This window comes from Aquabacterium sp. (assembly GCF_049274795.1).
Classification (GTDB): domain Bacteria; phylum Pseudomonadota; class Gammaproteobacteria; order Burkholderiales; family Burkholderiaceae_C; genus Aquabacterium.
In genome coordinates this window covers 142,185-165,770 of sequence record NZ_JBASTH010000120.1, presented here as the reverse complement: position 1 = coordinate 165,770, position 23,586 = coordinate 142,185, and the positions used below count along the sequence as shown (strand labels likewise).

The following is a 23,586-nucleotide window of genomic DNA, read 5'->3' as shown; positions in this document are numbered from 1 at the left end:
AAGAGAGATGCCCCAGAGCTTGCGCTGCTGGGGCATCGGACCGGAGATGCTATCTCCGGTGGGGTTGTAGCCTCGTATTATCCATACCTACGTAACCACAGGTCAACAAATAGTGTCACAAGAAGTGGGTTCTATGCAACGGGTCGCAGCGTATATCGACGGGTTCAACCTCTACTTTGGCTTGCGCCAGAGCAAACTGCGCCGCTACTACTGGCTGGATTTGCCAGCACTGATCACCACCCTGCTCAAATCCGATCAGCAGTTGGTTGCAACCCACTACTTCACCGCCCGCATCAAGACCAACGGCCACAACGCGGCGGACGCCAAGCGGCAGAGCGACTACATCGACGCCTTGGCGACCCGCCCCGGCCTCACCACCCAATTCGGTCACTACCTGCAAAAAACCCGGCAGTGCAAGCAATGCGGAGCCACTTGGCCCGACTATGAAGAAAAAATGACCGATGTCAACATCGCAGTCCAGTTGCTGGCCGATGCTTTTGAAGACCGCTTCGACACAGCCATCATCGTTTCAGGCGACAGCGACCTGACCACCCCCATTCAGCAGGTGCGCCAGAGGTTTCCGAACAAGCGCCTGATCGTCGCTTTTCCGCCCAATCGGCACTCTGAACAACTGAAAAAAGTGGCCCACGGCCACCTGACTGTGGGCGACGACAAGCTCAGACGCAGCCAACTGCCCGACCCCGTTATCACCGCCAGTGGCTACCACTTGCAGCGCCCAGCCTACTGGAATTAAACCTTACATGTCGAACATCCGCTCCCCCAAGAAACTCATCGAAGTCGCCCTGCCGCTGGACGACATCAACGTGGCCAGCGCCCGCGAAAAGTCCATCCGCCACGGCCACCCCAGCACGCTGCACCTGTGGTGGGCGCGCCGCCCGCTGGCCGCCGCGCGCGCGGTCATCTTTGCGCAGATGGTGAACGACCCCGGTGGCGAGCGAGGCTATTACGCGGGCAAAACCAAGGCCCAGGCTGATGCTGAGCGCGAAGAGCTGTTCCAGATCATGCGCGACCTGGTGCTGTGGGAGAACACCAACAACGAAGAAGTGCTGGGCCGCGCTCGCGCCGCCATCGTCAAAAGCTGGCGCGAGACCTGCGCGCTCAACCCTGGCAAGCCTGGCTTTGACCCCGAAGTGCTGCCAGCCTTCCATGACCCCTTTGCCGGTGGTGGTGCACTTCCACTGGAAGCGCAGCGCCTGGGGCTGGAAAGCTACGCCAGCGACCTGAACCCTGTGGCCGTCACCATCAACAAGGCCATGATCGAGATACCGCCCAAGTTCGCGGGCCGCGCCCCGGTGGGGCCAGAGATTGAGGCCGAGCGTGGTACCAAGAAGGGCACGCGCAACGCCTTCGAGGATTGGAGCGGTGCCCGTGGCCTGGCCGAAGATGTGCGCCGCTATGGTGCGTGGATGCGCGAGCAGGCCCAACAACGAATTGGACACCTGTATCCGACGATTCGAATTACTCCTGAATTGATAGCTGCTAACGTTTATGAGAAAAGCGCTAGCGGCCAAAAAGGCTTGAAAAACAGTGGTCTGGCCAGTTTGCAGCCAGGGCAGGAACTCACTGTGATTGCCTGGCTATGGGCGCGCACCGTCAAAAGCCCCAACCCTGCTTTCAGCCACGTGGATGTGCCGTTGGCCAGCACCTTTGTTTTGAGTAGCAAGGCTGGTAAGGAGGCCTATGTGCATCCGGTCATCGAGGGTGATAGCTACCGTTTTGAGGTGCGCACAGGAACGCCGCCGGAAGGGGCAAAAGCGGGAACAACGGCTGGCAAACGTGCTGCATTCATTTGCCTGCTTTCTGGCTCACCAATTGACTACAAGTACATCCGCGCGGAAGGTAGCGCGGGACGGATGGGACAAAGGCTGATGGCCATCGTGGCCGAGGGTGCCAGAGGGCGTGTGTACCTCACTCCGACCAGCGAACACATTGCAATTGCCGAAGGTGCCCAACCCGAATGGTCGCCCGAGATGGATTTGCCGAACAATCCGCGCGACTTTAAAACGCCCAATTACGGATTAACCAAGTTCGGTGACCTCTTCACTCCTCGCCAACTGGTGGCGCTGACCACGTTTTCCGATCTTGTTCCCGATGTCATTGCTCGTATTCGTGCCGATGCACTGGCCAAAGGCATGACAGACGATGGTCTGGGGCTTGACGCTGGTGGGCGTGGCGCTACTGCGTACGCGGAGGCTGTTGGGGTCTATCTAGCTTTGGGTATTAGTCGGCTTTCAGATGCACAGAACGCGCTTTGCCAATGGGGGCCAAGTGCGAATCAAACCCAGCACCTGTTTCGGAGGCAAGCCATCCCAATGGTCTGGGACTTTGCGGAGTCCAGCGTGTTTTCTGATGCAGCCGGAGATCTGGGGACCAGTCTTGGCAGCCTTTGCCGCGTGCTCGACAAGCTTACACCGGCGGCTGTCGGTTCCAGCTCCCAATCTGCCGCACAAAGCCAGAGCATTAGTGAGGGCAAGGTCGTTTCTACTGACCCTCCGTACTATGACAACATCGGATATGCCGACTTGTCCGACTTTTTCTATGTTTGGTTGCGCCGCAGTCTTCGGCCCATCTTTGGGAATTTATACGCCACAGTGGCTGTTCCCAAGGCCGAGGAGTTGGTTGCCACGCCGTACCGGCATGGAGGCAAAGCGGATGCCGAGAAATTCTTTATGGATGGAATGACCGGGGCCATGTACAACCTCGCCCGGCATGCGCACCCAGCTTTCCCCGTCACCATCTACTACGCATTCAAGCAAAGCGACACGAAGGATGATGGGGGCACGCACAGCACTGGCTGGGAGACTTTCTTAGAGGCGGTGCTTCGTGCTGGCTTCACATTGACTGGCACTTGGCCAATGAGCACCGAGCGGGACTCTCGGTCTATCGGATTGGGTACTAACGCTTTGGCATCGAGCATTGTGCTTGTCTGTCGCCCGCGTGATGCGAGCGCCGAGACCATTAGCCGCCGCGAGTTCCAGCGCCAGTTGCGCGAGCATCTGCCCGAAGCGCTGGAAACCATGATCGGCGGTACCAGCGGCCAAAGCCCGATTGCTCCCGTGGACCTGGCGCAAGCCGCCATTGGCCCCGGCATGGCGATTTACAGCCAATATGCTGGCGTGCTCAACCAAGACGGCACGCCGATGCGCGTGCACGACGCGCTGGTGCTCATCAACCGCGAAATCACTGAGTACCTGACCCCCGACGCGGGCAGCTTTGACGCCGACACCCTGTTTTGCAACAGCTGGTTCGAGCAATACGGCTGGGCCGAGGGGCCGTTTGGCGAGGCCGATGTGCTGGCCCGTGGCAAAGGCACCAGCGTGCAGGGTGTGGCGCAGGCTGGCATTGCCGACAGCGGTGGCGGCAAGGTACGCCTGCTGCGCTGGGCCGATTACCAGACTGGCTGGGACCCCAAGCTGGATGCCCGCAACCCCGTGTGGGAGGCCACGCACCACCTGATTCGCGCGCTTAACACCCAGGGCGAAGCCGCAGCCGGTGCCCTGCTGGCCGCCATGCCCGACAAGGCCGAGCCCATTCGCCAACTGGCCTACCACCTCTACACCCTGTGCGAGCGCAAGAAGTGGGCCGAGGATGCGCGTGCCTATAACGAACTCATCACCGCCTGGCACGCCGTGCTGGAAGCGTCCCGCGAACAGGGGCCGCGTGGAGAGCAGTTGGGGTTTGAGGCATGATTTTGGGCCAGCATTTCAAGGGATCGCCATGCTGAACAAGGCCGTTATCAAGAACTTTGGGCCATTGCCCAATGCGGAGTACCAGTTTTCGCCTGGTCTGAATGTGATCGTGGGCGAGAACGGGCTGGGCAAGTCGCAGTTGCTCAAATTGTTGTACGCGGTATTGAAGGTCAATGCCGATGCCAAGGATTTGACCAAGGTTGAGCTGCAAAAAGCCTATGCCGAGAAGCTGGTTGGTGTGTTCAGGCCTGATGCTCTTGGGCGCCTTGCCAAACGTAAGCAAGGGCGCGAGCGTTGCGAAGTGCGGGTGGACATGAAAGATGCCGCGCTGTCGTGCGCTTTCAGTTTTGCCTCTCAGGCCAAGTCAGAGGTACAACTGGACAAAGCACCTTCCAAGGCTTTGGGGCTTGCACCCGCCTACATTCCGACGCGTGAACTCGTCACGCTGTGCCCTTGGTTTGGGCCTCTGTATGACAACTACCACCTGCGCTTTGAAGAAAGCTGGCGCGATACCGTGTCCTTGCTAGGCACGCCCAGCGTCAAGGGGCCTAGGGAGAAAAAGGCCGCAACCCTCTTGCAGCCTCTGGAAGAGGCTATGGGGGGCAAGGTGGTGGTGGACTCTGGCACCGGTGAGTTCTATCTGAGCATTCCAGGCGAGGGCAACATGGAAATGCCGCTGGTGGCCGAAGGCCTGCGAAAGCTGGCCATGTTGGCACGCTTGATCAGCACGGGGGTACTGCTGGACAAGGGCTGCCTGCTTTGGGATGAGCCTGAAACGAACATGAACCCTAAGCTCATCAAGGTGCTGGCCCGCAGCATTCTCACGCTGTGCCAGCAGGGTATTCAGGTTTTCATCGCAACGCACTCACTCTTCCTGATGCGCGAGCTTGAAATGCTATTGCAAGATGCACCATTCCAGTCCCTCGCACCAAGGTACTTTGCGCTCAAAGCGAGTGGCTTAGGAAAGCCTACTGAGTTAGAGCAGAGCGCTGATTTGTACGACATCAAGACACTGGTGCTTTTGGATGAGGAGTTGCATCAGTCTGATCGATTCATGGCTGTGGAGGGGTTGCATGCCCGTGATTGAAAACCCCATTACAGAGGATCGGCTGACCTTCACCTTTGCGCGAGGGGGCTTGTCGAGCAAGTACGACGCATGGTCGCATTATCGCAATCAGTTCAACAGCGCATTTGGGGGCACGAAGGCTGTCGATGTGGTCTATGCGGCGGCTGACACAGGATGGCTCATCGAAGTCAAAGACTACCGGGTCAATCCGCGCACCAAGGCAATTGACCTTGCAGATGAGGTTGCGCTGAAAGTACGCGACACCTTGGCGGGCTTGATATCGGCCCGATTGCATGCCAATGACGCGGACGAGAAGCGTGTGGCGGAAACGCTATTGCGGAAGCGCCACTTGCGAGTCGTTTTGCACCTCGAAACGCCGCGCAGCCGTTCGCGGCTGCGTCCAAAAGCCATCGAGTCTGACAAGGTGCTGCAAAAGCTGAAAACGTTGATCAAAGCGATTGACCCGCACCCTTGCGTTGTTGATCAGCACACTATCAAGCCTGGTATGAGCTGGGCCGTTCAGGGATAAATGGGATGAGCATCAAACCTTGGCGCGAAGTCGCCCACCCCCACAAGGACGTGCTGGAAGGCACTTTCAAGCAAAGCGAGTTCGCGGCTGATATCTCGCAGGTGCATGCAGGCACGGCCGAGCCTGAGTACCAGGACGCCGAGAAGTTCTTTGCCCGCACCTTCATCACCGAAGGCATGCGCCTATTGCTGCAAAGCGTGGCCGAACGTTTGTCGGGGCGGGGTGGTGACCCGGTCATCCAGCTGCAAACGGCATTTGGTGGCGGCAAGACTCACACGCTGCTGGCGGTGTACCACCTGGCCAGCCGCCAGTGTCCGACCGAGAAGCTGGCGGGCATCCCGCCCATTCTGGATGCCGCAGGCGTGACCTCGCTGCCGCAGGCACGGGTGGCGGTGATTGACGGCATCAAGTTCTCGCCCAGCCTGCCGCGCTCGCATGCGGGCACCACGGTGAACACGTTGTGGGGTGATTTGGCTGTTCAGTTGCTGGGAACCGAGGGCTATGCGTTGCTGGCCGATGCCGATCAGGCGGGCACATCCCCCGGTAAAGACGTGCTGACGACACTGCTGCAACGCGCCGCGCCGTGCGTGGTGTTGCTGGACGAGCTAGTAGCGTATGTGCGCCAGTTGGAGCCCGGCAAGAGCTATCCCGGCGGCACGTTTGACAGCAACATCACCTTCATCCAGGCGCTGACCGAGGCGATGAAGAGTGTGCCCAACGCCATCTTGCTGGCATCGCTACCGCAGTCAGAAACCGAGGCGGCAGGCACACAGGGGCAGCGCGCGCTGGATGTGCTGGAAAAATACTTTGGCCGCGTTGAATCGGTCTGGAAGCCGGTGGCAGCGGAAGAGGCCTTCGAGATTGTACGCAGGCGCTTGTTTGACACTGTGGGCGACCCAGCGCAGGTGAACGCCACGGCACGGGCTTTTGGCGAGCTGTACCGCCAGAACCCGACCAAGTTCCCTAGCGAGACGCAGGAGGCGCGCTACGAGGAGCGCATCGCGCACGCCTACCCGATTCACCCGGAGGTGTTTGACCGGCTGTATGAGGACTGGTCCACGCTGGACAAGTTTCAGCGCACTCGGGGGGTGTTGCAGTACATGGCCATCGTCATCCACAGGCTGTGGGACAGCCGTGACAAAGACCCGCTCATCATGCCGGGCTCGTTGCCGCTGGACGATGCGCTGGTGCGCAACAAGAGCATCCACTACCTGCCCAATGGCTGGGAGCCGGTGATTGAACGTGAAATGGATGGCCCTCGCTCAGCAGCGGCAGACATTGACGGGCACGACACCCGGTTTGGCAGCTTGCAGGCTGCGCGGCGCGTGGCGCGCACCATCTTCTTGGGCAGTGCGCCATCAAACGCTGCGCAGGCGGTGCGCGGCATTCGGGTGGAAGGCATCTTGCTGGGTGCTGTGCAGCCAGGGCAGGCCGTGGGCACGTATGAGGATGTCATCAAACGCCTGCGTGATCGGCTGCATTACCTCTACGGTGAAAAGGACAGCTACTGGTTCGACACGCGCCCCAACCTGCGCCGCGAAATGGAAAGCCGCAAGGCCAACCTGAAAGACGCTGACGACGTGATGCCAGTGCTGCGCGACCGCGTGGGCAGGGTGTTTTCCAAGGGCAACCACTTTGCGGGCATCCACGTTTTCACGCCGTCTGCCGATGTGCCCGACGACTTTGGCTTGGGGCCGCGCCTGGTGGTGTTGCCGCCCAATGCGGGTTACCGCAAGCAAGATGAGTCGTTGGCCTTGTTGGCTGCCACCGAGGTGCTGGAAAAGCGGGGCGATGCACCACGGCTGAAACGCAACCGGCTGATTTTCCTGGCGCCCGATGGTGACGCTGTGCAGCGCCTGCGTGATGCCGTGCGGACCTATCTGGCATGGAAGTCCATCGTGGAAGACGTGCAGAACCGCCGTATCGACCTGGGCACGTACCAGGCCGACCAGGCCAAGCGCGCCATGGACGGTGCTGAGGATGGCGTCAAACAGATGGTGCGCGAGACCTATCGCTGGCTGATGGTGCCCACCGAAGAGATGGTGCGCGGCAAGCTGGCACTGCGCTGGGAGGCAGTGGCCCTGTCGGCGTCTGCACCGAGCGTGGTCGATGCGATTGAGAGCAAGCTCAAAGAAGAAGAATGGCTGGTGAGTGCGTGGTCGCCCGTCCACCTGAACCGGGTGTTGAACCAGTGGTACTTCAAAGAAGGCGTCACCGAGGTCTCGGCTTTGAAAGTGTGGCAAGACAGTTGCCAGTACCTGTACCTGCCACGCCTGCTGAACTCTGATGTGTTTGTGCAGGCGGTGACGGCAGGCTGCGCCACCCGTGACGGGTTTGGCTATGCGGCGGGCAAGGATGGTGATCGTTGGCTGGGGTTTTCCTTCGGCCACTCGGCATTGGTCACAATGGATGCCGACACCGTGCTCATTAGCCAGGCGGCGGCCATCGAGTACCAACAGAAGCTGGATGCGGAGCAGCGCGAGCGTGCAGCACAGCAAGCGGTGCCTGCCAATGTCGGCAGCGGTGTGCCTGGCACGCCATTGCCCGGCCAGCGTCCGGTGGCCTCCAAGTCCGAGGGAGCCACGGCGGCGACGGCTGCGGTGGCACTGCCCAACCGGTTCTTTGGACTGGTGGAGGTGGATGCCACGACGGCAACGATGGACTTTTCGACCATCGTGAACGAGGTGATTCAGCACTTCGCGGCCCAGAGTGGGGTGGATGTCACCGTTACCGTCGAAATTGAGGCCCGCACGCGCGATGGTTTTGAGGCAGGCTTGCAGCGGACCATCAAGGAGAACTGCGGGGTGCTGAAATTCCGCTCCGCCAACTTCGAGCAGGAATAGCCTGCTGTCACTGGCGGTAGGGACCATGACGGCGCGTTGGGGCGGAATGTTTGCGTGAACCCAAATCTGCTTGCTACTTTGGATCAGCACCAAGGAGCAAGCATGAGCAAACTAAAAAAATACACATCGCCCCAGCCGCGTTTTCCGGACGACGCCAGCCGCTACGTGGTCGATTACATGGACCACGCCCCCGTGTGGCCCGCAGTCATCTTCGCGCAGGGGCTGTTTCGGCCAACCCAGAACGGGGCGCCGGTTGTCTCGCTGGAAATCGAGTACGAGACGACCATCCAAAAGCAGCGGGTGGAGTACGTCTTCCGCAGTCCAGAGGCCTTGAACATCGTTGACCAGACGGTGCTTCTGCACCTGTGCCAGTTGATGGCTGCTGGTAATCGGGTGCACCTTGCGCCTGACCATGAGAGATACCCCGTGTACTGCGCAGCGCTTGGCGCTTCGGGGCTGTGGAGCGACCAAGGCATTTCGGTGGTGGTTGTCAAACTGTCTGACGTTGCGCACGGCATAGGATTGACGCGCACTGGCACCAATGCGCGGAGCGTGCTCGCATCTCTCAATAGGCTTTCCCAGCTCACCGTGCATCGACAGATGCATGGCCCCAGCCATACGGGGGAGGGGGCTAGTCGGTTCCTGGCGTTCACATGTTCAGACACCCATGTGCGGATAGCGATAAGCGTTGAAGCAGCTTGGTTCGCCGTGAGGCGCCAGGGCGTTGCCTGGGTCAACATGCGAGAGCATCGCTCATTGAAGAGCAAACCAGCCAAGCGGCTGCATGCCTGGCTCTCTGCATGGGCGTCGCCCGTGGAGCGTAAGTCCGTTGGCCTGGACAAACTGCTGGTCAATGTATGGGGTGACCCACCGCCTCATAGTGATGCCCGCAAAGACCGGATGCGCACCTTGCGCCAGGCTATCAAGGAAGTCGGCGAGTTGCGGGGATGGTCTTGTGACCTGTCTGCGGACGGCAAGCAACTGCGGGTTCGCAAGCCCCGGTTCGCGGGCACTCTTGCGCAAGCCGAGCAAGATGCTCAGAGTGCGAGCGGTGCGCACACCGCTGCAACCCCCACCGTACCCGCTGGCACCACCCCCGTATTCGCTACCACGCCCACCAATGTCGTCGCCACGCCCACCGCCAATCGGCTGGAACCGGCGCCCAGTGCGGAGTTTGACGGTATTGAGTTCGCGCTCTAAGAACCATCAGGAAAGTTCAAGACTTTCCATGGTGTGGGGCGAAGCCCCGTCGCACCTATGCTCCGGTGCATCGCCCGGGGGTTACACGCCTTGTGATTTTGGGTGTGTCGTACGAGCCAAGGAATAGAGGTGATATCACTTTGATACCACCTGGCCGCCTGCGGAGCAGTGGCACTTCAACCGGCGGAGGTTGTCAGCGCTTGGTCTTTTTCAGCGCTTGCAGCCCGTCGTCGCGCAGACGCTGCCGATTCGGCACCGAAACGACGTCGTTCTCTGGTTGATTCAGCGTTGATTCCAGCCACAACAGCGCTCCGAGGATCAGGGCGCGGTCGTATGCCGTCGATTGGGCGGCGAGTCCACCACGCAACGGCGTCGAATCGTCGTCGTTTGGTGGCCGATGGGCTTCGGACTGCGGGATGTCGAGCCCCGCTTTCTTGACCAAGGCACCGAGCACGATTTTTTCGTGAGCGTCGATGCGCCGTTGTAAGCGCTGCGCATGCGCTCGCCCCACGCGGTCCAGATGCTCAGCCCGAGCCTGCAATTGCGCAGCTTCATGCCGGAGTGCTGCTTCACGCACACGCAACCGGGCCAGTGGGGGCGGGGCGCTTGGCTGAGCGGTTGTTTTTTGATGTTGAACGGTCATGTTTGTCTCCCTGTAATTGTTCTGCCCTCCTTCTTATTGCAGAGGGCAATTCAATCTGGCAGTTTGAGATGGAGACAGTCAAGCATTACAGGGAAGGCAAGCCCCACAAGCGCACTTATACAAACTCCGTTTGTGTGCGCCAGGCGGGGCCTTGAAAACAGCCGCTGCAAGAGCCTGTGCCGCCAATCGCGGACACACGCAGCGCCATCGCCACGACCTTTGCCTGATCGTCGGCAAAGGAGGGACGATGGCGATATTTCATTTTGCAGTACAGGTCATCACGCGCAGCGACGGCGGTAACGCGGTCGCCGCAGCGGCCTATCGGGCAGGCATGCGGTTCAGTTGTGCCCGCACGGGGCTTGTGTTCAACAGCACCCGCAAACGCGAAGTGGCATACCGCGCAATCCTGGCGCCGCACGGTGCCGCCGCTTGGGTTTTTGACCGCCCACAACTGTGGAACCAGGTCGAAGCCATCGAGACAAGGGCCAACAGTCAATTGGCCCGCGAGGTCGAGGTTGCACTCCCCATCGAACTTACCCATGCGCAGCACATTGCGCTCCTTCACGGGTACGTGAACGAGCACTTTGTGAGTTTGGGCATGGTCGCGGACATTGCGCTGCACGCAAAGACCGGCAACCCCCATGCCCACATCATGCTGACGCTGCGCGACGTAGAGGCAGAAGGTTTTGGTGGCAAGCGTCGGGACTGGAACAGTCCCGCCTTGGTGACTCGATGGCGCGAAGCTTGGGCCACTGCCTGCAATGTGGCCTTGGAGAGCGCTGGGAGCGTTGAGCGCATAGACCATCGCAGCAATCTGGGCCGAGGCATTGACCTCCCCGCCACGGTGCACCAGGGGCGTCGGACCCATGCCAACGCAGAAGCTTGGAATGCCCGCGCGGAATACAACGCTTGGGTGCAGACCCAGGTCGAACTGACCAAGGTTCGCGCCGATGTGGCGCGGGTGCAGTCCCAGCTTGTGGACTTGACCAGCACCATTACCGAAGCCTTGGCAGAGCGCGACGCCAAACGGGCGGGTAGTGCGTCCAGCGCCACCATCGTGCCCACGGCACCTGCCACCCCCATCACACCCCGTATCTGGACGCCCGCCAGCGATGTGCTGACACGGGATTTTTCAGTCGCGGGAGTCATCGCCCGGCGCTCATCCGGCGCCTGCGGACCCACGAGTCCCATCCACCGTTCAACCCCGCAGCCCGAGGTCTCGCATGTCTCGGACGGCTTTATTCAAGGAGACTAACCATGCTGATATCACTTCTGTTCCAGCTCATCGCCGCAATTTTTGTAACCCGACCGCCAGGCATTCAAGCGGGGCAGTGGAGCCCTCACGCCCGTGATGCTGTCCGTACGTTGGAGCGCAGGCACTTTGGCATTCCGATTCCTCCACGGCCTGTGTCGCGTGCTCCGACCCGTCGGGATTGGGTGCGTGCACCCGCTCCGGTGACCCCGGAAGTGGAAGGAGAGTGGACATGCAAGTAATGAGCACACTTTCTCCAACAAGAGAGCAGCCCCAAGCTGCTGTGGTACTGCCTGCGGCACCCAAGGTCTGGATGCCTGCGCATTACTTTCATCGCGTGCACGATCCAGCCAGTTTTGCTTGGCTTGAACGCCTGTCACCTACGGTCGCCACGCAGTCGCCGCCCCTTGGCAATTGCTTTGGGATGGAGGTGGCCTACCTGGCACTCGACCTGTTGCACTGGTTTCCGAGCGAAACCGTGCTGGCCATCCCGTTCTTGGAAGCCGTGCCGCCAGAGTATTTTTTGGTGTGCAGTTCGGGTGGCCAGCGTTGGTGGTGTTTTGTTGTGCTGCGAAATCGCGCTGAGAAAGCGTGTGCGCTCGTTTTCGACATCGACCCATCGGTGCTGCTTATTGCTGGCCTTGGTCTGCGCGAAACCCATATCGAGGCAGCCACCGAAGCCGTCACATGCGGACGTGATTTTTCATTGGCGCCGAACGCGGCAGTGCTGTGCCCCATGGATCAGCGCCCAATCCGCTACGAGCGGTTGAGTCCTGCTACGCAGGAATATTTCTGTCTCAGTGAGGGGGCCGCAATAGGCAGCGCACCAGGAGCGCCCCCCGGTCTTGCAGGCCTTTTGACGCCGCGCAGTTTGCCGCAGACCGCTGCGATGGAGGTTTCCATCGGCAGTCGGACGCTGGGGTTGCGCATGCGCGTGAATGACGACGATGCTTTGATGCGGTTCCTGGACTCGCTGGGCGGTGACTGTGCGGGAGGTGTCCTATGAATGGCAGACCCCAATTTATCTCGCTGACCCCTGACCTGGCGCGAGCACTCATAGAAGAGATGCAGGCCGTGCTGGATGGTGAGGCCAGCTATTTCCACGCAGAGCTGTGGACCGATTCCGGCCTGCAAGTCGGAGTGCACTTGTCGGGACCAGAGGATGTTGTCGAGGACGGAGGGCCGTACCATGAGTGACGCCAAATTTTCTCGACGTTCCCGGTCCATGGTGAAGAGGGACCTGTATCAGGAGGTCACGGACAAGCTGATAGCTGCCATTGAGGCAGGCACTGCACCGTGGCAACGCCCCTGGCAAGACGTGGCCGCAGCGGGCGTGCCCATGAACGGCACCAGTTCGCGTCCGTATAACGGGGTCAACGCCCTGCTTTTGATGATGACTGCGCAAGCGGAAGGCTATTCTGACAACCGTTGGTTCACTTTTAAGCAAGCCAACGAGATGGGCGCCAAGGTCAGGAAGGGGAGCAAGTCCACCCCCGTGTACTTCTTCAAGATGCTCGACGCCAAGGGGCGTGAAGTGCCGGGTGATGGCACTGCGCCCCGAGAGGGCCAGGGGGCCGCCACCGAATCCCCGCGGCAGATTCCATTCTTGACGGAATACCGTGTGTTCCATGCGACTCAATTGGAGGGCTTGGCGCCTTTGCCTCAGCCAGAGCGCCCGTGGACCCCGCTGCAATCCGTGCAGCAGTTGGTCGAACGCTTGCAGCCGGAGATTCGCTATGGTGGCAATCGGGCCTTTTACGCGCCTGGCCCAGGCCGAGACTTCATCCAGATGCCGCCAGAAGGAGCGTTTGCCAGTGCGGAGGAGTTTGCTGGGACGTTAGCCCATGAACTGGGCCACTGGACCGGTGCGGAGCACCGTCTCAACCGCAAGTTCGGCGTGTGGGGTACAGAAGCCTATATGCAGGAGGAGCTGAGGGCCGAGATTTTTAGCGCTTGCCTTTGCGCTGAGCTTGGCGTCGCCACTCCGATGGACAACCACGCTGCGTATGTGGGCGCCTGGCTGAAAAAGCTCCGGGAGGACAAGTTCGAGGTGTTCCGGGCCGCCAAGGATGCGCGTCGGATGGTGGATTTCGTTATGGGGCGGGGCAGTGCCCCAGCGATATCAGTGCCCGTATCAGATTCAGCACCAGCCATGCTCTCAGCCGTCTTAGGCCACAAAGCTGTGGCTTCGGGAGTGGAAGGCCTGCTGTTGCGTGCCCAGCAGGCCGCACGACGTGGTACCACCGTACGGCGACATGGTTTTGTGCCCGTGTCCGAGGCGCTGTCAGAGCATGCCCAGTCAGTGCCTTGGACTGGGTCAACGCGTCACTTCGATGGCTCGTAGTCCACCGTCGGATATTTTCTGTCCAGCGAACCCCAGTGTTTGAGTGCCACTTCGTCGGCAATTTGTACAGCCGTATGGAAGTCGCTCTTTCGCAGCTTCTTTCTGATGGCGCTATCAATTAGATGAGGGGGCATGAAAGCCAATGCGCGGAAGTGCTCCCAATCGCCTACGCTATCCATCATTCCGCAAAGAGCGGTTCCCTGCGGGCCGAAGATGATGCCTAGCTGCTTGAACAAATCCATGGCAACGTCGTTCTCAACGAGCTTGGACGTGGCGCTCCGACTGTCTCGAAGGCATTTGGGAGGTTTTCCTGGCTTGGCATAGAAATCGTGCCTCTTCCCCCAAACAGAGATGCCAGGGCATACGTATTCCGGGTCAATTTTCCAGTTGGCTCTGTCGAACAGCAGGAACGGACGACGACGCAGTGCGTACGCTTCCATATCTGGGAGCGGGTTGCTGATTCTCAGCAGATTTTCTGGGGCGGCTGAAAGCAGATTCCAGTTGGCCGAGTGCAGGTTCCACTTTTGTGGGTGTGTCATAACTTTTCCTTTCTTAAATGACAGGACTCAGTTTTGACCTTGGCGCACCAAAAGTGAAGAAACGGAAAGAACCGTAATTGCTATGTAGCCAGGATGTAGTAAAAAAACAGAGAAATCTTAGGTTTCAGAGGAGAAAAACTAAAAAATAAGGTACTGCTGCATCATGGGGGTGTGGGCGCTGAGGTCGGCCGCTGGACGCGGGCTGTTGGCCGCGTCGCGCTCGGGCAAGGTGTTGTCCAGGGGCTGGGAAGACATCCGCGTATTTTCGCAGGTTGTGGAGCGCCTTCCGGCGCGCGCCTGCTCGAAGCATCAAACGTGGGATTGCCCCAACTTGAGGCGCTGGGTACGCTCGCCAGCGCTCTGCCGGCATCAGCAGTACGCCGCCCTGGCGATCCACCTGGCCCGCGGCACTCCGCAGGCTCATCTTGAAGTCAAACGGGAGACACTCATGCTGAAAGCCACGCTTTCCACCGCTTTGATGGGCGTCGTCTTGACAGCCGCATCCACGGGTGCACTGGCGGCCACGGGCCAGATCAACAGCTTCAGTGCCAGCGCCACCACGGTGGCCGAGGGCACGCTGGTGGACTTCACGGTTAGTTTCGGGCTCAGCACCACCGCCGCCACCAACGGCGGCAGCAATCCGGAGCCCGAGCCGGCTGAGGGCTACCAGATCTGGGCGGCCAACTGGTACAACTACGAAAACGAGACCTTGAACTCGATCTGGTTGCAGGCTGGTGGCCAGAGTTTTTCCGACTCACCGGTCCTGCTGCCCGGCAGCAGCCACTCGGACACCTGGAGTTTTTCCGTGCTGTTCCCCGTGGCCGGCAGCATCGACATCACCCTCACGGGCGGCTGGGGCAGCAGCATCGAGACCTACCACAGCAATGAAACGGCCAGCCGGGATTGCTTCAATGAGGATCCCGACGGCAGCAACGCGCTGGTCTGCACGTCCTGGAACTTCGTTTATGACGATGGCGGCGACACCTACTCGAGCGACGGCTCGTTCGGCTCGCAGAGCACCACCATCAACGTGACCGCGGTGCCCGAGCCCGCCGCCTGGGCGCTGCTGGCCGCAGGGGCGGTGGCGGTGCTGACGGCTCGGCGCCGTCAGGCTGCGTGATCAGACCTGCTCAGAACAGGTGCCGCACCCCGAAGGCCAGGCCCCGGCCGGATTGCCCTGCGCCCGGGGCGATCACGCCCTTGTTGGCCGCATCCTCGTTGTCCACATTGACCAGCCAACCGTACAGCGAGGTGCTGCGCGACAGGGTGTAGACGCCCTTGAGCGAGAAGATGGCGACCCGGTCGTCGTCGCTGCGCGCATCGGTGGTGCCGCGCGTGCGTGAGGCGCCCGCCGTCAGCACCAGATCCTGACCAACGGGTACGGCCAGCTTGGCGCCGATGGTGCGCAGATGGTCGGCCCCGCTGATGACGGAGGCGTTGGTCTCGTCATTGGCGTAGGCCGTGACCTTGAGCACGCCGAAATCGTAGCTGGCCAGCACCATGGTGGCGTTGGCGCCCTGCTTGCCGGCGGCCAGGATGTTCTCGTCGTGCGCATGCAGGTGGCCCAGTGCCGCTTGGAAGGGGCCGGCCGCGTAGATCAGGTTGAAGCCCCAGGCCTTGCCGCCGATGGCTTCGTCGCCAGTGACACGGTTGTCGGCCAGGCCGCTGCCACCGAAGCCCGATGACGCCAAGGAGTACTGCACCTGCCCGCTCAGCCCGTGGAGGACCGTGGGCAGCAGGTAAGTAATGCTGTTGTCAATGCGGCGGTAGCGCATGGTACCGCGCGCGCCCACGATGGTCAGGTCGTCAAATGCCTGGGTGCCGGCGAGATCGGCGGCCACGCCCAGCGGCGTGTCCGTGCGGCCCAGGCGCAACTCACCCCAACTGCCAATCAGGCCCACATGGGCCTGACGATCGAAGAAGCGCGCACTGCCGCCGCTGTTGGCCCCCGTGTCGGCCGACACGGCGGTTTCCAGCGTGGCGCGCACTTTCAGGCCGCTGCTCAGCACTTCTTCAGCCCGCAAACCCAGGCGCGAGGTGTTCAGGTTGCTCGAAGACACCCGGGAGAGCGAAAAACCCTGGCCGGAAATGTGTTCGGCAGACAAATCCAGCAGCCCGTAGAGGCTGACCTGCGCGTGGGCGGCACTCATCGGCGTGCACAGCGAGGCGCACACCAGGGCGATGGTGGAAACGGACTTGAGTGAAGTCGGGCTGAGCGTGCGCATCCCGGCATCCGCCTCAGAAAGGCGCGTCATCCGAGCGGGGCGAGCGTCGGAGAGCAGGCTTTTCAGCAGTTTGATCAGCCGCCACCTCGGCGGCCTTGGCCGCGGCGGTGATGCGCTTGCGCACCACGGGCTTGGGTTCGGCAGGCTTGGCTTCTTCAGCCGCATTCAGGGCCTGCAGCGCGGCATCGCCCTCTTCCGCGTCGGTATCATCCGCATAGGATCCGATGCCTGCGGCACTTGCGCCCAGCCCAGATGTGTCCTTGGGTTCTTCCTTGATCACACGGGTGTAGGGCGACAGGATCTGCACCAACTGGCCGTAGATGCGCGGGTTGCCAGCGACCACCTCGCGCTGGTACAGGAAATCAGCCTCGCCGGTGAAGTTGCCGACCAGACCACCCGCCTCGGTGATCATCAGCGAGCCGGCGGCGATGTCCCAGGGGCTCAGGCCGGTTTCGAAGAAGCCGTCGTAGAAGCCGGCGGCCACGTAGCACAGGTCCAGCGCGGCGGCGCCCGGGCGGCGCACGCCGGCGCACTGCACCATCACATCTTCGAACATCTTGAGATAGCGTTGGAAGTTGTCACCCTTGCGGAAGGGAAAGCCCGTGCCGATCAGGCTGTCGAGCATGCGCGTGCGCTTGGAGACGCGCAGGCGGCGGTCGTTCATGTAGGCGCCCTTGCCGCGCGACGCATAGAACAGGTCGTTGCGGGACGGGTCGTACACCACGGCCTGCTGCACCTGGCCGCGCCACGCCAGCGCGATGGACACCGCGTAGACCGGGAAGCCGTGAATGAAGTTGGTGGTGCCGTCCAGCGGATCGATGATCCAGACGAACTCGCTGGTCTTGTTGCCGCGCGACTGGCCGGATTCTTCGGCCAGGATGCCGTGGCTGGGGTATGCCGCCAGGATGGTATCGATGATGGCCTCTTCGGCCGCCTGGTCCACTTCCGTCACGAAATCATTGTGGGATTTGGCGCTGACGGTGAGCCGCTCGACATCGAGCGATGCCCGGTTGATGATCGCCCCGGCCGCGCGGGCCGCCTTGATGGCGATGTTGAGCATGGGGTGCAGGGCGGTTTGTGACATGAGGGCAGCAATGGGGTCAAAACGGGACTGACCGTGCTGCAGGCAGTGCTCTCATGGGCACACGCTCACAGACACGCACAAAAACCCGAACAAGGAACACGGGACCCCCGCCGGCGCAAAGCCAGGCCAAGGTCAACAACGGGGCGCAACAGTGGACAAAGAACGAGGGAGAATGACGATTCTAGCGTTTCCCCCAGTTTTTGCCACCCCCTTCCAAGTGGCGGCTGTGTATTTTCAAGGGCTTGAGCGTGATTTCTGAAGTGAAGCCGGACCCGACGCGGTTCATCCTGATCGGCACCAGCCACCCCGGCAACGTGGGGGCGACGGCGCGTGCGATGAAGGTGATGGGCTTCTCCGAGTTGGTGCTGGTGCGCCCCCGCTTCGGCGACGTGCTGGTTCAGGAAGAGACCGTGGCCATGGCCAGCGGCGCGGCCGACATCCTGGTCCGCGCGCGCATCGTGGACACGCTGGCCGAGGCGCTGGAGGGCGTCACCTACGCCATCGCCACGGCCATGACGCCCCGCGATTTCGGCCCGCCCACGATCACGCCCCGCGATGGGCTGGCCGCGTTGGCCTCCGGCGAAACGGTGCACAAGGTGGCCTTCGTGTTCGGCAGCGAGCGCTACGGCATGGCCAATGACGATGTCTACCGCTGCCATGCGGTGATGAGCATCCCGACCAACCCCGCTTACGGCTCGTTGAACCTGGCCCAGGCGGTGCAGGTGCTGGCCTACGAATGGCGCCAGGCGTTGGGCGGCTTCGCCGTCGAGGCGCGCACGCCGGATGCCGAACTGGCCAGCGGCCAGGCCGTGCAGGGCGCGCTGGAACATTGGCAGCAGGCGCTGATCGACATCGGATTCCTGGATCCGGCTGCGCCCAAGAAGTTGATGCCGCGCCTGAACCAGTTGCTCAACCGCGCGCAGTTGCGCCAGGAAGAAATCCACATCCTGCGGGGCATCGCCAAGGCCCTCACGGAGCGATGTCGCAGCGGAGCAGCCCGAGATTGAGCCGGCCAGTAAGGCTCTGAGCGCCTGGCCCGCCGCGGGGCAAGTTCTTTACCCGACCGGTAAACTTGCCGACCTGCATTCAAAAAACGCATAAGCGCCCCATGCTCTTTGCCCGCCTGCGAGAAGACATCGCCTGCATCCTGGAACGTGATCCCGCGGCCCGCTCCGCCTGGGAGGTGCTGACCTGTTACCCCGGTCTGCACGCTCTGGCCATGCACCGACTGGCGCACTGGTGCTGGGTGAACGGCTTGAAGTGGCTGGGCCGCTGGCTGTCGCACTGGGGCCGCTTCCTCACGGGCATCGAGATCCATCCGGGGGCTCGCATGGGCCGGCGCGTGTTCATCGACCATGGCATGGGTGTCGTGATCGGCGAGACGGCCGAGGTGGGCGACGACTGCACCATCTACCAGGGCGTGACCCTGGGCGGCACCTCGCTGAGCAAGGGCACCAAGCGCCACCCTACCCTGGGCAAAGGTGTGATCATCGGCGCCAATGCGCAGGTGCTGGGCGGCTTCACTGTGGGCGATGGCGCCCGCGTGGGCTCCAACGCTGTGGTCACCAAGCCGGTGCCGGAGAACGCCACAGCGGTGGGCAACCCGGCCCGCATCATCGTGGCCAAGGTGCAGGTGCTGGACGAAGACCAGGCCAAGCGCGAGGCCGTGGCCGCCAAGATGGGCTTTTCTGCCTACGGGGTGACCGAGGGCGACGACCCGCTGTCGCAGGCGCTGCGCGGGCTGATCGACCATGCCTCGGGGCATGAGCACCAGATCGCGCTGCTGTGGCAGGCCGTCGAGAAACTGGCCGGTGAGGCCCGCACCGAGGCTGGCCGTGACTGCATGCCTTGTGATGCGCAGAAGACCGAGCACTTCGATGCCGAAGGCCTGAACCGGCTCGTCAAGTAAGTCGGCGATGGATCGCCTCCGAGCCATCCCGGCCAGAGGAGATCACGCTTTGCATCAACCCAGCAGGTAACCGCCGTCCACGTTGAGCGCCGCGCCCGTGGTGTAGCTGGCCGCATCGCTGGCCAGGTACAGCGCGGCACCGGCCATCTCCGACGGCTCCGCCACACGGTTGATCGGCGTGTGCTCCATCACCTTGGACAGGATCGCGTCGTTCTTGACCAGGGCCGAGGCGAACTTGGTGTCCGTGGCGCCGGGCAGGATGGCATTGACGCGCACCTTCATCGGCGCGCATTCCTTGGCGAAGGCGTGCGTCATCGAGATCACGGCCGCCTTGGTGATGGAGTAGATGCCCTGGGCCATGCCCGGGATCACGCCGTTGACCGAGGCGATGTTGATGATCGAGCCGCCGCCGTTGGCCGCCATCAGCTTGGCGCCCTGCGAGCACATGAAGAAGTAGCCGCGGATGTTCACGTCCACCGTCTTCTGGAAGGCGCCCAGATCGGTGTCGGTGATGTGGCCGAAGTAGGGATTGGTGGCCGCGTTGTTGACCAGGATGTCCAGGCGGCCGAACTGCTCGCGCACGGCGGCGAAGGCCGCGTCGATCTGGGCCATCTCGCCCACGTGGCAGGCCAGCACGGAGGCCTTGCCACCCGCTTCGCGGATGGACTGGGCCACGGCCTCGCAGGATTCGGCCTTGCGGCTGGAGACGATGACGTGCGCGCCATGCGCGGCCAGCAGGCGCGCGATGGCCTCGCCGATGCCCCGGCTGGCGCCGGTGACGAGGGCAACCTTGCCGCTCAGGTCGAAGGTGTTGGGGGTGGTGCTCATGCTGATGTTCTTTGATTCAGGTGCTCAGAGCTTGGACGCGGCGATGATCCGCTCGCAGCGCTGGCCCAGGTAGTTCACGAAAGGCCCGAAGTTGGCGAACGCCGGGTTGGTGGTGCTGCCTTCCTTGAAGCGCTTGTAGATCTGCTGCACGATGCCCATCAGCCGGAACAGGCCGTAGACCTCGTAGAAATCGAAGTTGGCCACGCTCCAGCCGGTGCGCTCGCCGTAGTAGGCGATGACCTCATCGCGCGTGAGCATGCCCGGCGCGTTGGTGGGCTGGCGGCGCGAGCCCTGCATGAAGGGGTCGTCATCGGCCTGCACCCAGTAGGCCAGCGCGCTGCCCAGGTCCATCATCGGGTCGCCCAGCGTGGCCATTTCCCAGTCGAGCACGCCGATCACCTCGAGCGGATCCTGTGGATCGAGCACGACGTTGTCGAAGCGGAAGTCGTTGTGGATCAGGCAGATGGCTACTTCCTGCTTGGGCTGCTTGTCGGCCAGCCATTGCATCACCGATTCGAAACCGCCCACGTCGTCGGTGATCGCGGCACGGTAGCGCTTGCTCCAGCCCTCCACCTGGCGGGCCACATAGCCCTCGCCCTTGCCGAAGCTGTCCAGGCCCGTGGCTTTGGGATCGAGCTTGTGCAGTTCGACCAGGCGGTCGATCACGTTGCGGCACAGTTGACGCGTCTGATCGGCATCGAGCGCCAGTTCACGCGGCAGGTTCTGGCGCGGGATCACACCCACCAGGCGCTCCATCACATAAAACGGCACCCCGATGACCTCGGTGTCTTCGCAGATGGTGAGGATCTCAGGCACCGTCGGATAGACCGGACGCAGGGCCTGCATGATGCGGGCCTCGCGCACCATGTCGTGCGACGACTTGGCGATGCGGCCAAACGGGGGGCGCCGCAGGATCAGGTCGCGGTTGTCGTAGTGGATCAGGTAGGTCAGGTTCGAGGCGCCGCCCGGGAACTGCTTCAGGGTGGGCGTGCCGTCGAGCTTGAGGCCCGAGGCCTTTAAAAAGGCGCCGACGCGGTCGAGGTCGACCTCCTCGCCTGCGCGCACGCTGCCGGCATCGTCAATGGGTGCTTTGCTCATGGGTCTCCTGTCTCGCTTCTGGTGAGCGTGTTGTCAGACAAGTATCAGGCCAGATCGCGCGCAGCCTTCTGCCTGCCCAGCTCGAAGCGGGCGACCACGCGGCGGTGCACTTCATCCGGGCCGTCCACGATGCGCACCGTGCGCACATAGCCGGCCAGCGCGGTCAGCGGTGTGTCCAGCGTGGCGCCCAGCGCGCCGTGCATCTGGATGGCCGCGTCCAGCACCTTCTGCGCCATGTTGGGGGCCACCACCTTGATCTGCGAGATCTCGCTCATCGCGGCCTTCACGCCCACGGTGTCCATCATCCACGCGGCCTTGAGCGTGAGCAGGCGGGCCTGCTCGATGGCCATGCGCGCGTCGGCAATGATGTCCACGTTGCCACCCAGTTGCGTGAGCGGCTTGCCGAAGGCCACGCGGCTGTCACCCCGCGCGCACATCAGCGACAGGGCGCGCTCGGCCGCGCCGATGGTACGCATGCAGTGGTGGATGCGGCCCGGGCCCAGACGGCCTTGGGCGATCTCGAAACCACGGCCCAGGCCGGCGATCACATTCTCTTTCGGCACGCGCACGTTGTCGAACACCACCTCGCCGTGGCCGAAGGGTTCGTCATAGGTGCCGAAGGCGGGCAGCATGCGCTGGATCTTCACGCCGGGGGTGTTCAAAGGCACCAGGATCATCGAGTGGCGCGCGTGGCGATCCGCATCCGGATCCGTCAGGCCCATGAAGATCAGCACCTGGCAGTTCGGGTGGCCGATGCCGGAGCTGAACCACTTGCGGCCGTTGATGACGATGTCATCGCCTTCGGGCACGGCGGTGGCTTGCATGTTGGTGGCGTCACTCGATGCCACGGCGGGCTCGGTCATGCAGAAGGCCGAGCGGATCTTGCCTTCCAGCAGTTGCGTGAGCCAGCGGTCTTGCTGCGCGGCGGTGCCGTACATGTGCAGCACCTCCATGTTGCCGGTGTCGGGCGCATTGCAGTTGAACACCTCGGCGGCCATCAGCGAATGGCCCATCAGCTCGGCCAGGGCGGCGTATTCCACCACTTTCAAGCCCGCACCGTGGTGCGGATCAGGCAGGAACAGGTTCCACAGGCCGGCGGCGCGCGCCTTGGCCTTGAGGTCTTCCATGATCGCGGGCTGGCGCCACTGACGCCAGTCGGCGCCACCCGTCAACTGAGCGTGGTAGGCCTCTTCCGCCGGGGTGATGTGGTCGCGCATGAAGGCGCTGACGCGTTCGATGTATTCCTGAGCGCGGGGCGAGTGGCCGAAGTCCATGGCAAGTCTCCAGGGGTGGTGTGTTGTGCGCCAAAGTTTAGGAACAGCCTTGAGATGAATCAAATGAATTGTTTGAATTCATCTATATTCATGATGTGAATCTAAGCAAGCTGGACCTGAATCTCTTCCTGGTGTTCGATGCCATCCACCAGGAGGCCTCGCTCACCGCCGCCGCGCGCACGCTCAACCTCAGCCAGCCGGCCGTGAGCCACGCGCTGGCCCGGTTGCGCGAGCACCTGGGCGACCCGCTGTTCACCCGCCAGGGTGGGCGGATGCTGCCGACACCCTACGCCCGAGCCCTGGCACCGTCCGTACAGCAGGCCTTGGCCACGCTGCAAGGCGGGTTGACGACCTCCCCGCAAGCCTTCCAGCCAGCGCGCTCGGACCGCATCTTCACCATCGGCATGCCCGACATCCTGGAATCGCTCACGCTGCCCACCCTGATGACGCAGTTGCGCGAGCAGGCCCCCGGCGTGAGCGTCCACAGCGTGCGCGTGGAGCGCCACGAGATGGCCGACATGCTGCGGCTGGGCCGCGTGGACGTGGTAGTGGACATCGCCCTGCCGGTGGACGCCGAGGTGATGCACACCCGCCTGATCCTGGACAGGCTGGTGGTGGTGGCACGCGCCGACCACCCTGCCCTGCGGGATGCGCCCATGAAGCTCGACACCTACCTGGCGGCCTCGCACGTGCTGGTGTCAGCGCGCCGCCAGGGCATGGGGCTGGAGGATTACGAACTGAGCCGACAGGGCCTGCGCCGCCAGGTGGGGCTGCGCTGCCGCCACTTCTTCACGGCCTGCCGCGTGGTGAGCCAGACCGACATGCTGCTGACCATGGCCGAACATTACGGCCGCATCGCCAACCAGCACTTCGACAACCAACTGCACCCTTTTCCGCTCACGCCGCCGCAGTTGGACGCGCACCTGTACTGGCACACGCACATGGACGCCGACCCGACCAACCGCTGGTTTCGCCAGCAGGTGATCAACGCCGTTCAGGATGAATTGAAGCGCGCCGCCGATTGAACTGAGCGGCGCGAGCA

20 protein-coding genes are annotated in these 23,586 nt (G+C 62.3%); 13 read left to right on the top strand and 7 right to left on the bottom strand.

Going from position 1 to position 23,586, the window contains the following annotated elements:
• Window positions 1–133: 133 nt before the first annotated feature.
• The 6 genes from WAQ08_RS20215 (at window position 134) to repC (ending at window position 9,348) form a co-directional block, all read left to right on the top strand.
• Window positions 134–754: an NYN domain-containing protein gene (locus tag WAQ08_RS20215; protein ID WP_422194188.1), complete on the top strand. Its 621-nt coding sequence runs from the start codon at window positions 134–136 to the stop codon at window positions 752–754.
• 7 nt (window positions 755–761) lie between these two features.
• On the top strand, window positions 762–3,710 hold the full coding sequence (locus tag WAQ08_RS20210) for a DUF1156 domain-containing protein (RefSeq protein WP_422194187.1): 2,949 nt from the start codon (window positions 762–764) through the stop codon (window positions 3,708–3,710).
• 28 nt (window positions 3,711–3,738) lie between these two features.
• A complete protein-coding gene (locus WAQ08_RS20205) occupies window positions 3,739–4,797 on the top strand; it encodes an AAA family ATPase (RefSeq protein ID WP_422194185.1) in 1,059 nt (352 codons plus the stop codon).
• Window positions 4,784–5,305: a hypothetical protein gene (locus WAQ08_RS20200; RefSeq protein WP_422194184.1), complete on the top strand. Its 522-nt coding sequence runs from the start codon at window positions 4,784–4,786 to the stop codon at window positions 5,303–5,305. The genes WAQ08_RS20205 and WAQ08_RS20200 overlap by 14 nt, the downstream gene beginning before the upstream one ends.
• A gap of 5 nt (window positions 5,306–5,310) precedes the next feature.
• Window positions 5,311–8,148 (top strand): ATP-binding protein, encoded by a 2,838-nt coding sequence (locus WAQ08_RS20195; protein WP_422194182.1) that lies wholly within the window; start codon window positions 5,311–5,313, stop codon window positions 8,146–8,148.
• Window positions 8,149–8,250: 102 nt separating this feature from the next.
• Window positions 8,251–9,348 (top strand): replication protein C, IncQ-type, encoded by a 1,098-nt coding sequence (gene repC / locus WAQ08_RS20190; protein WP_422194180.1) that lies wholly within the window; start codon window positions 8,251–8,253, stop codon window positions 9,346–9,348.
• A 193-nt stretch (window positions 9,349–9,541) separates the two neighbouring features.
• Here the strand turns inward: repC and WAQ08_RS20185 are convergent, their stop codons facing one another.
• The gene (locus tag WAQ08_RS20185) at window positions 9,542–9,991 is read right to left on the bottom strand and encodes a conjugal transfer protein TraD (RefSeq protein WP_422194178.1); all 450 of its coding nucleotides are present in this window, start codon (window positions 9,989–9,991) and stop codon (window positions 9,542–9,544) included.
• Window positions 9,992–10,142: 151 nt separating this feature from the next.
• On the opposite strand from WAQ08_RS20185, the gene mobQ reads away from it, so the two are divergent.
• From mobQ to WAQ08_RS20170, 3 genes are all read left to right on the top strand, one after another.
• Window positions 10,143–11,246 (top strand): MobQ family relaxase, encoded by a 1,104-nt coding sequence (gene mobQ, locus WAQ08_RS20180; RefSeq protein WP_422194177.1) that lies wholly within the window; start codon window positions 10,143–10,145, stop codon window positions 11,244–11,246.
• Window positions 11,247–11,475: 229 nt separating this feature from the next.
• Window positions 11,476–12,249 (top strand): hypothetical protein, encoded by a 774-nt coding sequence (locus WAQ08_RS20175; RefSeq protein WP_422194175.1) that lies wholly within the window; start codon window positions 11,476–11,478, stop codon window positions 12,247–12,249.
• 183 nt (window positions 12,250–12,432) lie between these two features.
• On the top strand, window positions 12,433–13,587 hold the full coding sequence (locus WAQ08_RS20170; RefSeq protein ID WP_422194174.1) for an ArdC family protein: 1,155 nt from the start codon (window positions 12,433–12,435) through the stop codon (window positions 13,585–13,587).
• Here the strand turns inward: WAQ08_RS20170 and WAQ08_RS20165 are convergent.
• Window positions 13,569–14,126 carry a hypothetical protein gene (locus tag WAQ08_RS20165; protein ID WP_422194173.1) on the bottom strand — a complete coding sequence of 186 codons (558 nt, stop codon included), beginning with the start codon at window positions 14,124–14,126 and terminating at the stop codon, window positions 13,569–13,571. The genes WAQ08_RS20170 and WAQ08_RS20165 overlap by 19 nt on opposite strands.
• 448 nt (window positions 14,127–14,574) lie before the next feature.
• Between WAQ08_RS20165 and WAQ08_RS20160 the strand changes: the two genes are divergently transcribed.
• A complete protein-coding gene (locus WAQ08_RS20160; RefSeq protein ID WP_422194172.1) occupies window positions 14,575–15,246 on the top strand; it encodes a PEP-CTERM sorting domain-containing protein in 672 nt (223 codons plus the stop codon).
• 10 nt (window positions 15,247–15,256) lie between these two features.
• Here WAQ08_RS20160 and WAQ08_RS20155 read toward each other — a convergent pair whose 3' ends face one another.
• A complete protein-coding gene (locus tag WAQ08_RS20155) occupies window positions 15,257–16,351 on the bottom strand; it encodes a porin (protein ID WP_422194171.1) in 1,095 nt (364 codons plus the stop codon).
• A gap of 13 nt (window positions 16,352–16,364) precedes the next feature.
• Complete coding sequence (locus WAQ08_RS20150) at window positions 16,365–17,435, bottom strand: inositol monophosphatase family protein (protein ID WP_422194169.1); 1,071 nt, start codon at window positions 17,433–17,435, stop codon at window positions 16,365–16,367.
• 248 nt (window positions 17,436–17,683) lie between these two features.
• Here WAQ08_RS20150 and WAQ08_RS20145 point away from each other — a divergent pair, with 248 nt between their 5' ends.
• Together WAQ08_RS20145 and cysE are read left to right on the top strand one after the other, a co-directional pair.
• Complete coding sequence (locus WAQ08_RS20145) at window positions 17,684–18,442, top strand: RNA methyltransferase (protein WP_422194167.1); 759 nt, start codon at window positions 17,684–17,686, stop codon at window positions 18,440–18,442.
• Window positions 18,443–18,543: 101 nt separating this feature from the next.
• Entirely contained in the window at window positions 18,544–19,344 is an 801-nt protein-coding gene (cysE, locus tag WAQ08_RS20140) for a serine O-acetyltransferase (protein WP_422194165.1), read from the top strand.
• Between the two features lie 54 nt (window positions 19,345–19,398).
• Here the strand turns inward: cysE and WAQ08_RS20135 are convergent, their stop codons facing one another.
• The 3 genes from WAQ08_RS20135 to WAQ08_RS20125 are packed head-to-tail and all read right to left on the bottom strand — an operon-like array spanning window position 19,399 to window position 22,544.
• Entirely contained in the window at window positions 19,399–20,172 is a 774-nt protein-coding gene (locus WAQ08_RS20135; protein ID WP_422194163.1) for an SDR family oxidoreductase, read from the bottom strand.
• Window positions 20,173–20,196: 24 nt separating this feature from the next.
• Window positions 20,197–21,270, bottom strand: coding sequence for a phosphotransferase family protein (locus tag WAQ08_RS20130; RefSeq protein ID WP_422194161.1), 1,074 nt, complete (start codon window positions 21,268–21,270; stop codon window positions 20,197–20,199).
• Between the two features lie 44 nt (window positions 21,271–21,314).
• Window positions 21,315–22,544: an acyl-CoA dehydrogenase family protein gene (locus WAQ08_RS20125; RefSeq protein ID WP_422194159.1), complete on the bottom strand. Its 1,230-nt coding sequence runs from the start codon at window positions 22,542–22,544 to the stop codon at window positions 21,315–21,317.
• Between the two features lie 95 nt (window positions 22,545–22,639).
• On the opposite strand from WAQ08_RS20125, the gene WAQ08_RS20120 reads away from it, so the two are divergent.
• Window positions 22,640–23,569 (top strand): LysR family transcriptional regulator, encoded by a 930-nt coding sequence (locus WAQ08_RS20120; protein WP_422194158.1) that lies wholly within the window; start codon window positions 22,640–22,642, stop codon window positions 23,567–23,569.
• Window positions 23,570–23,586: the final 17 nt, after the last annotated feature.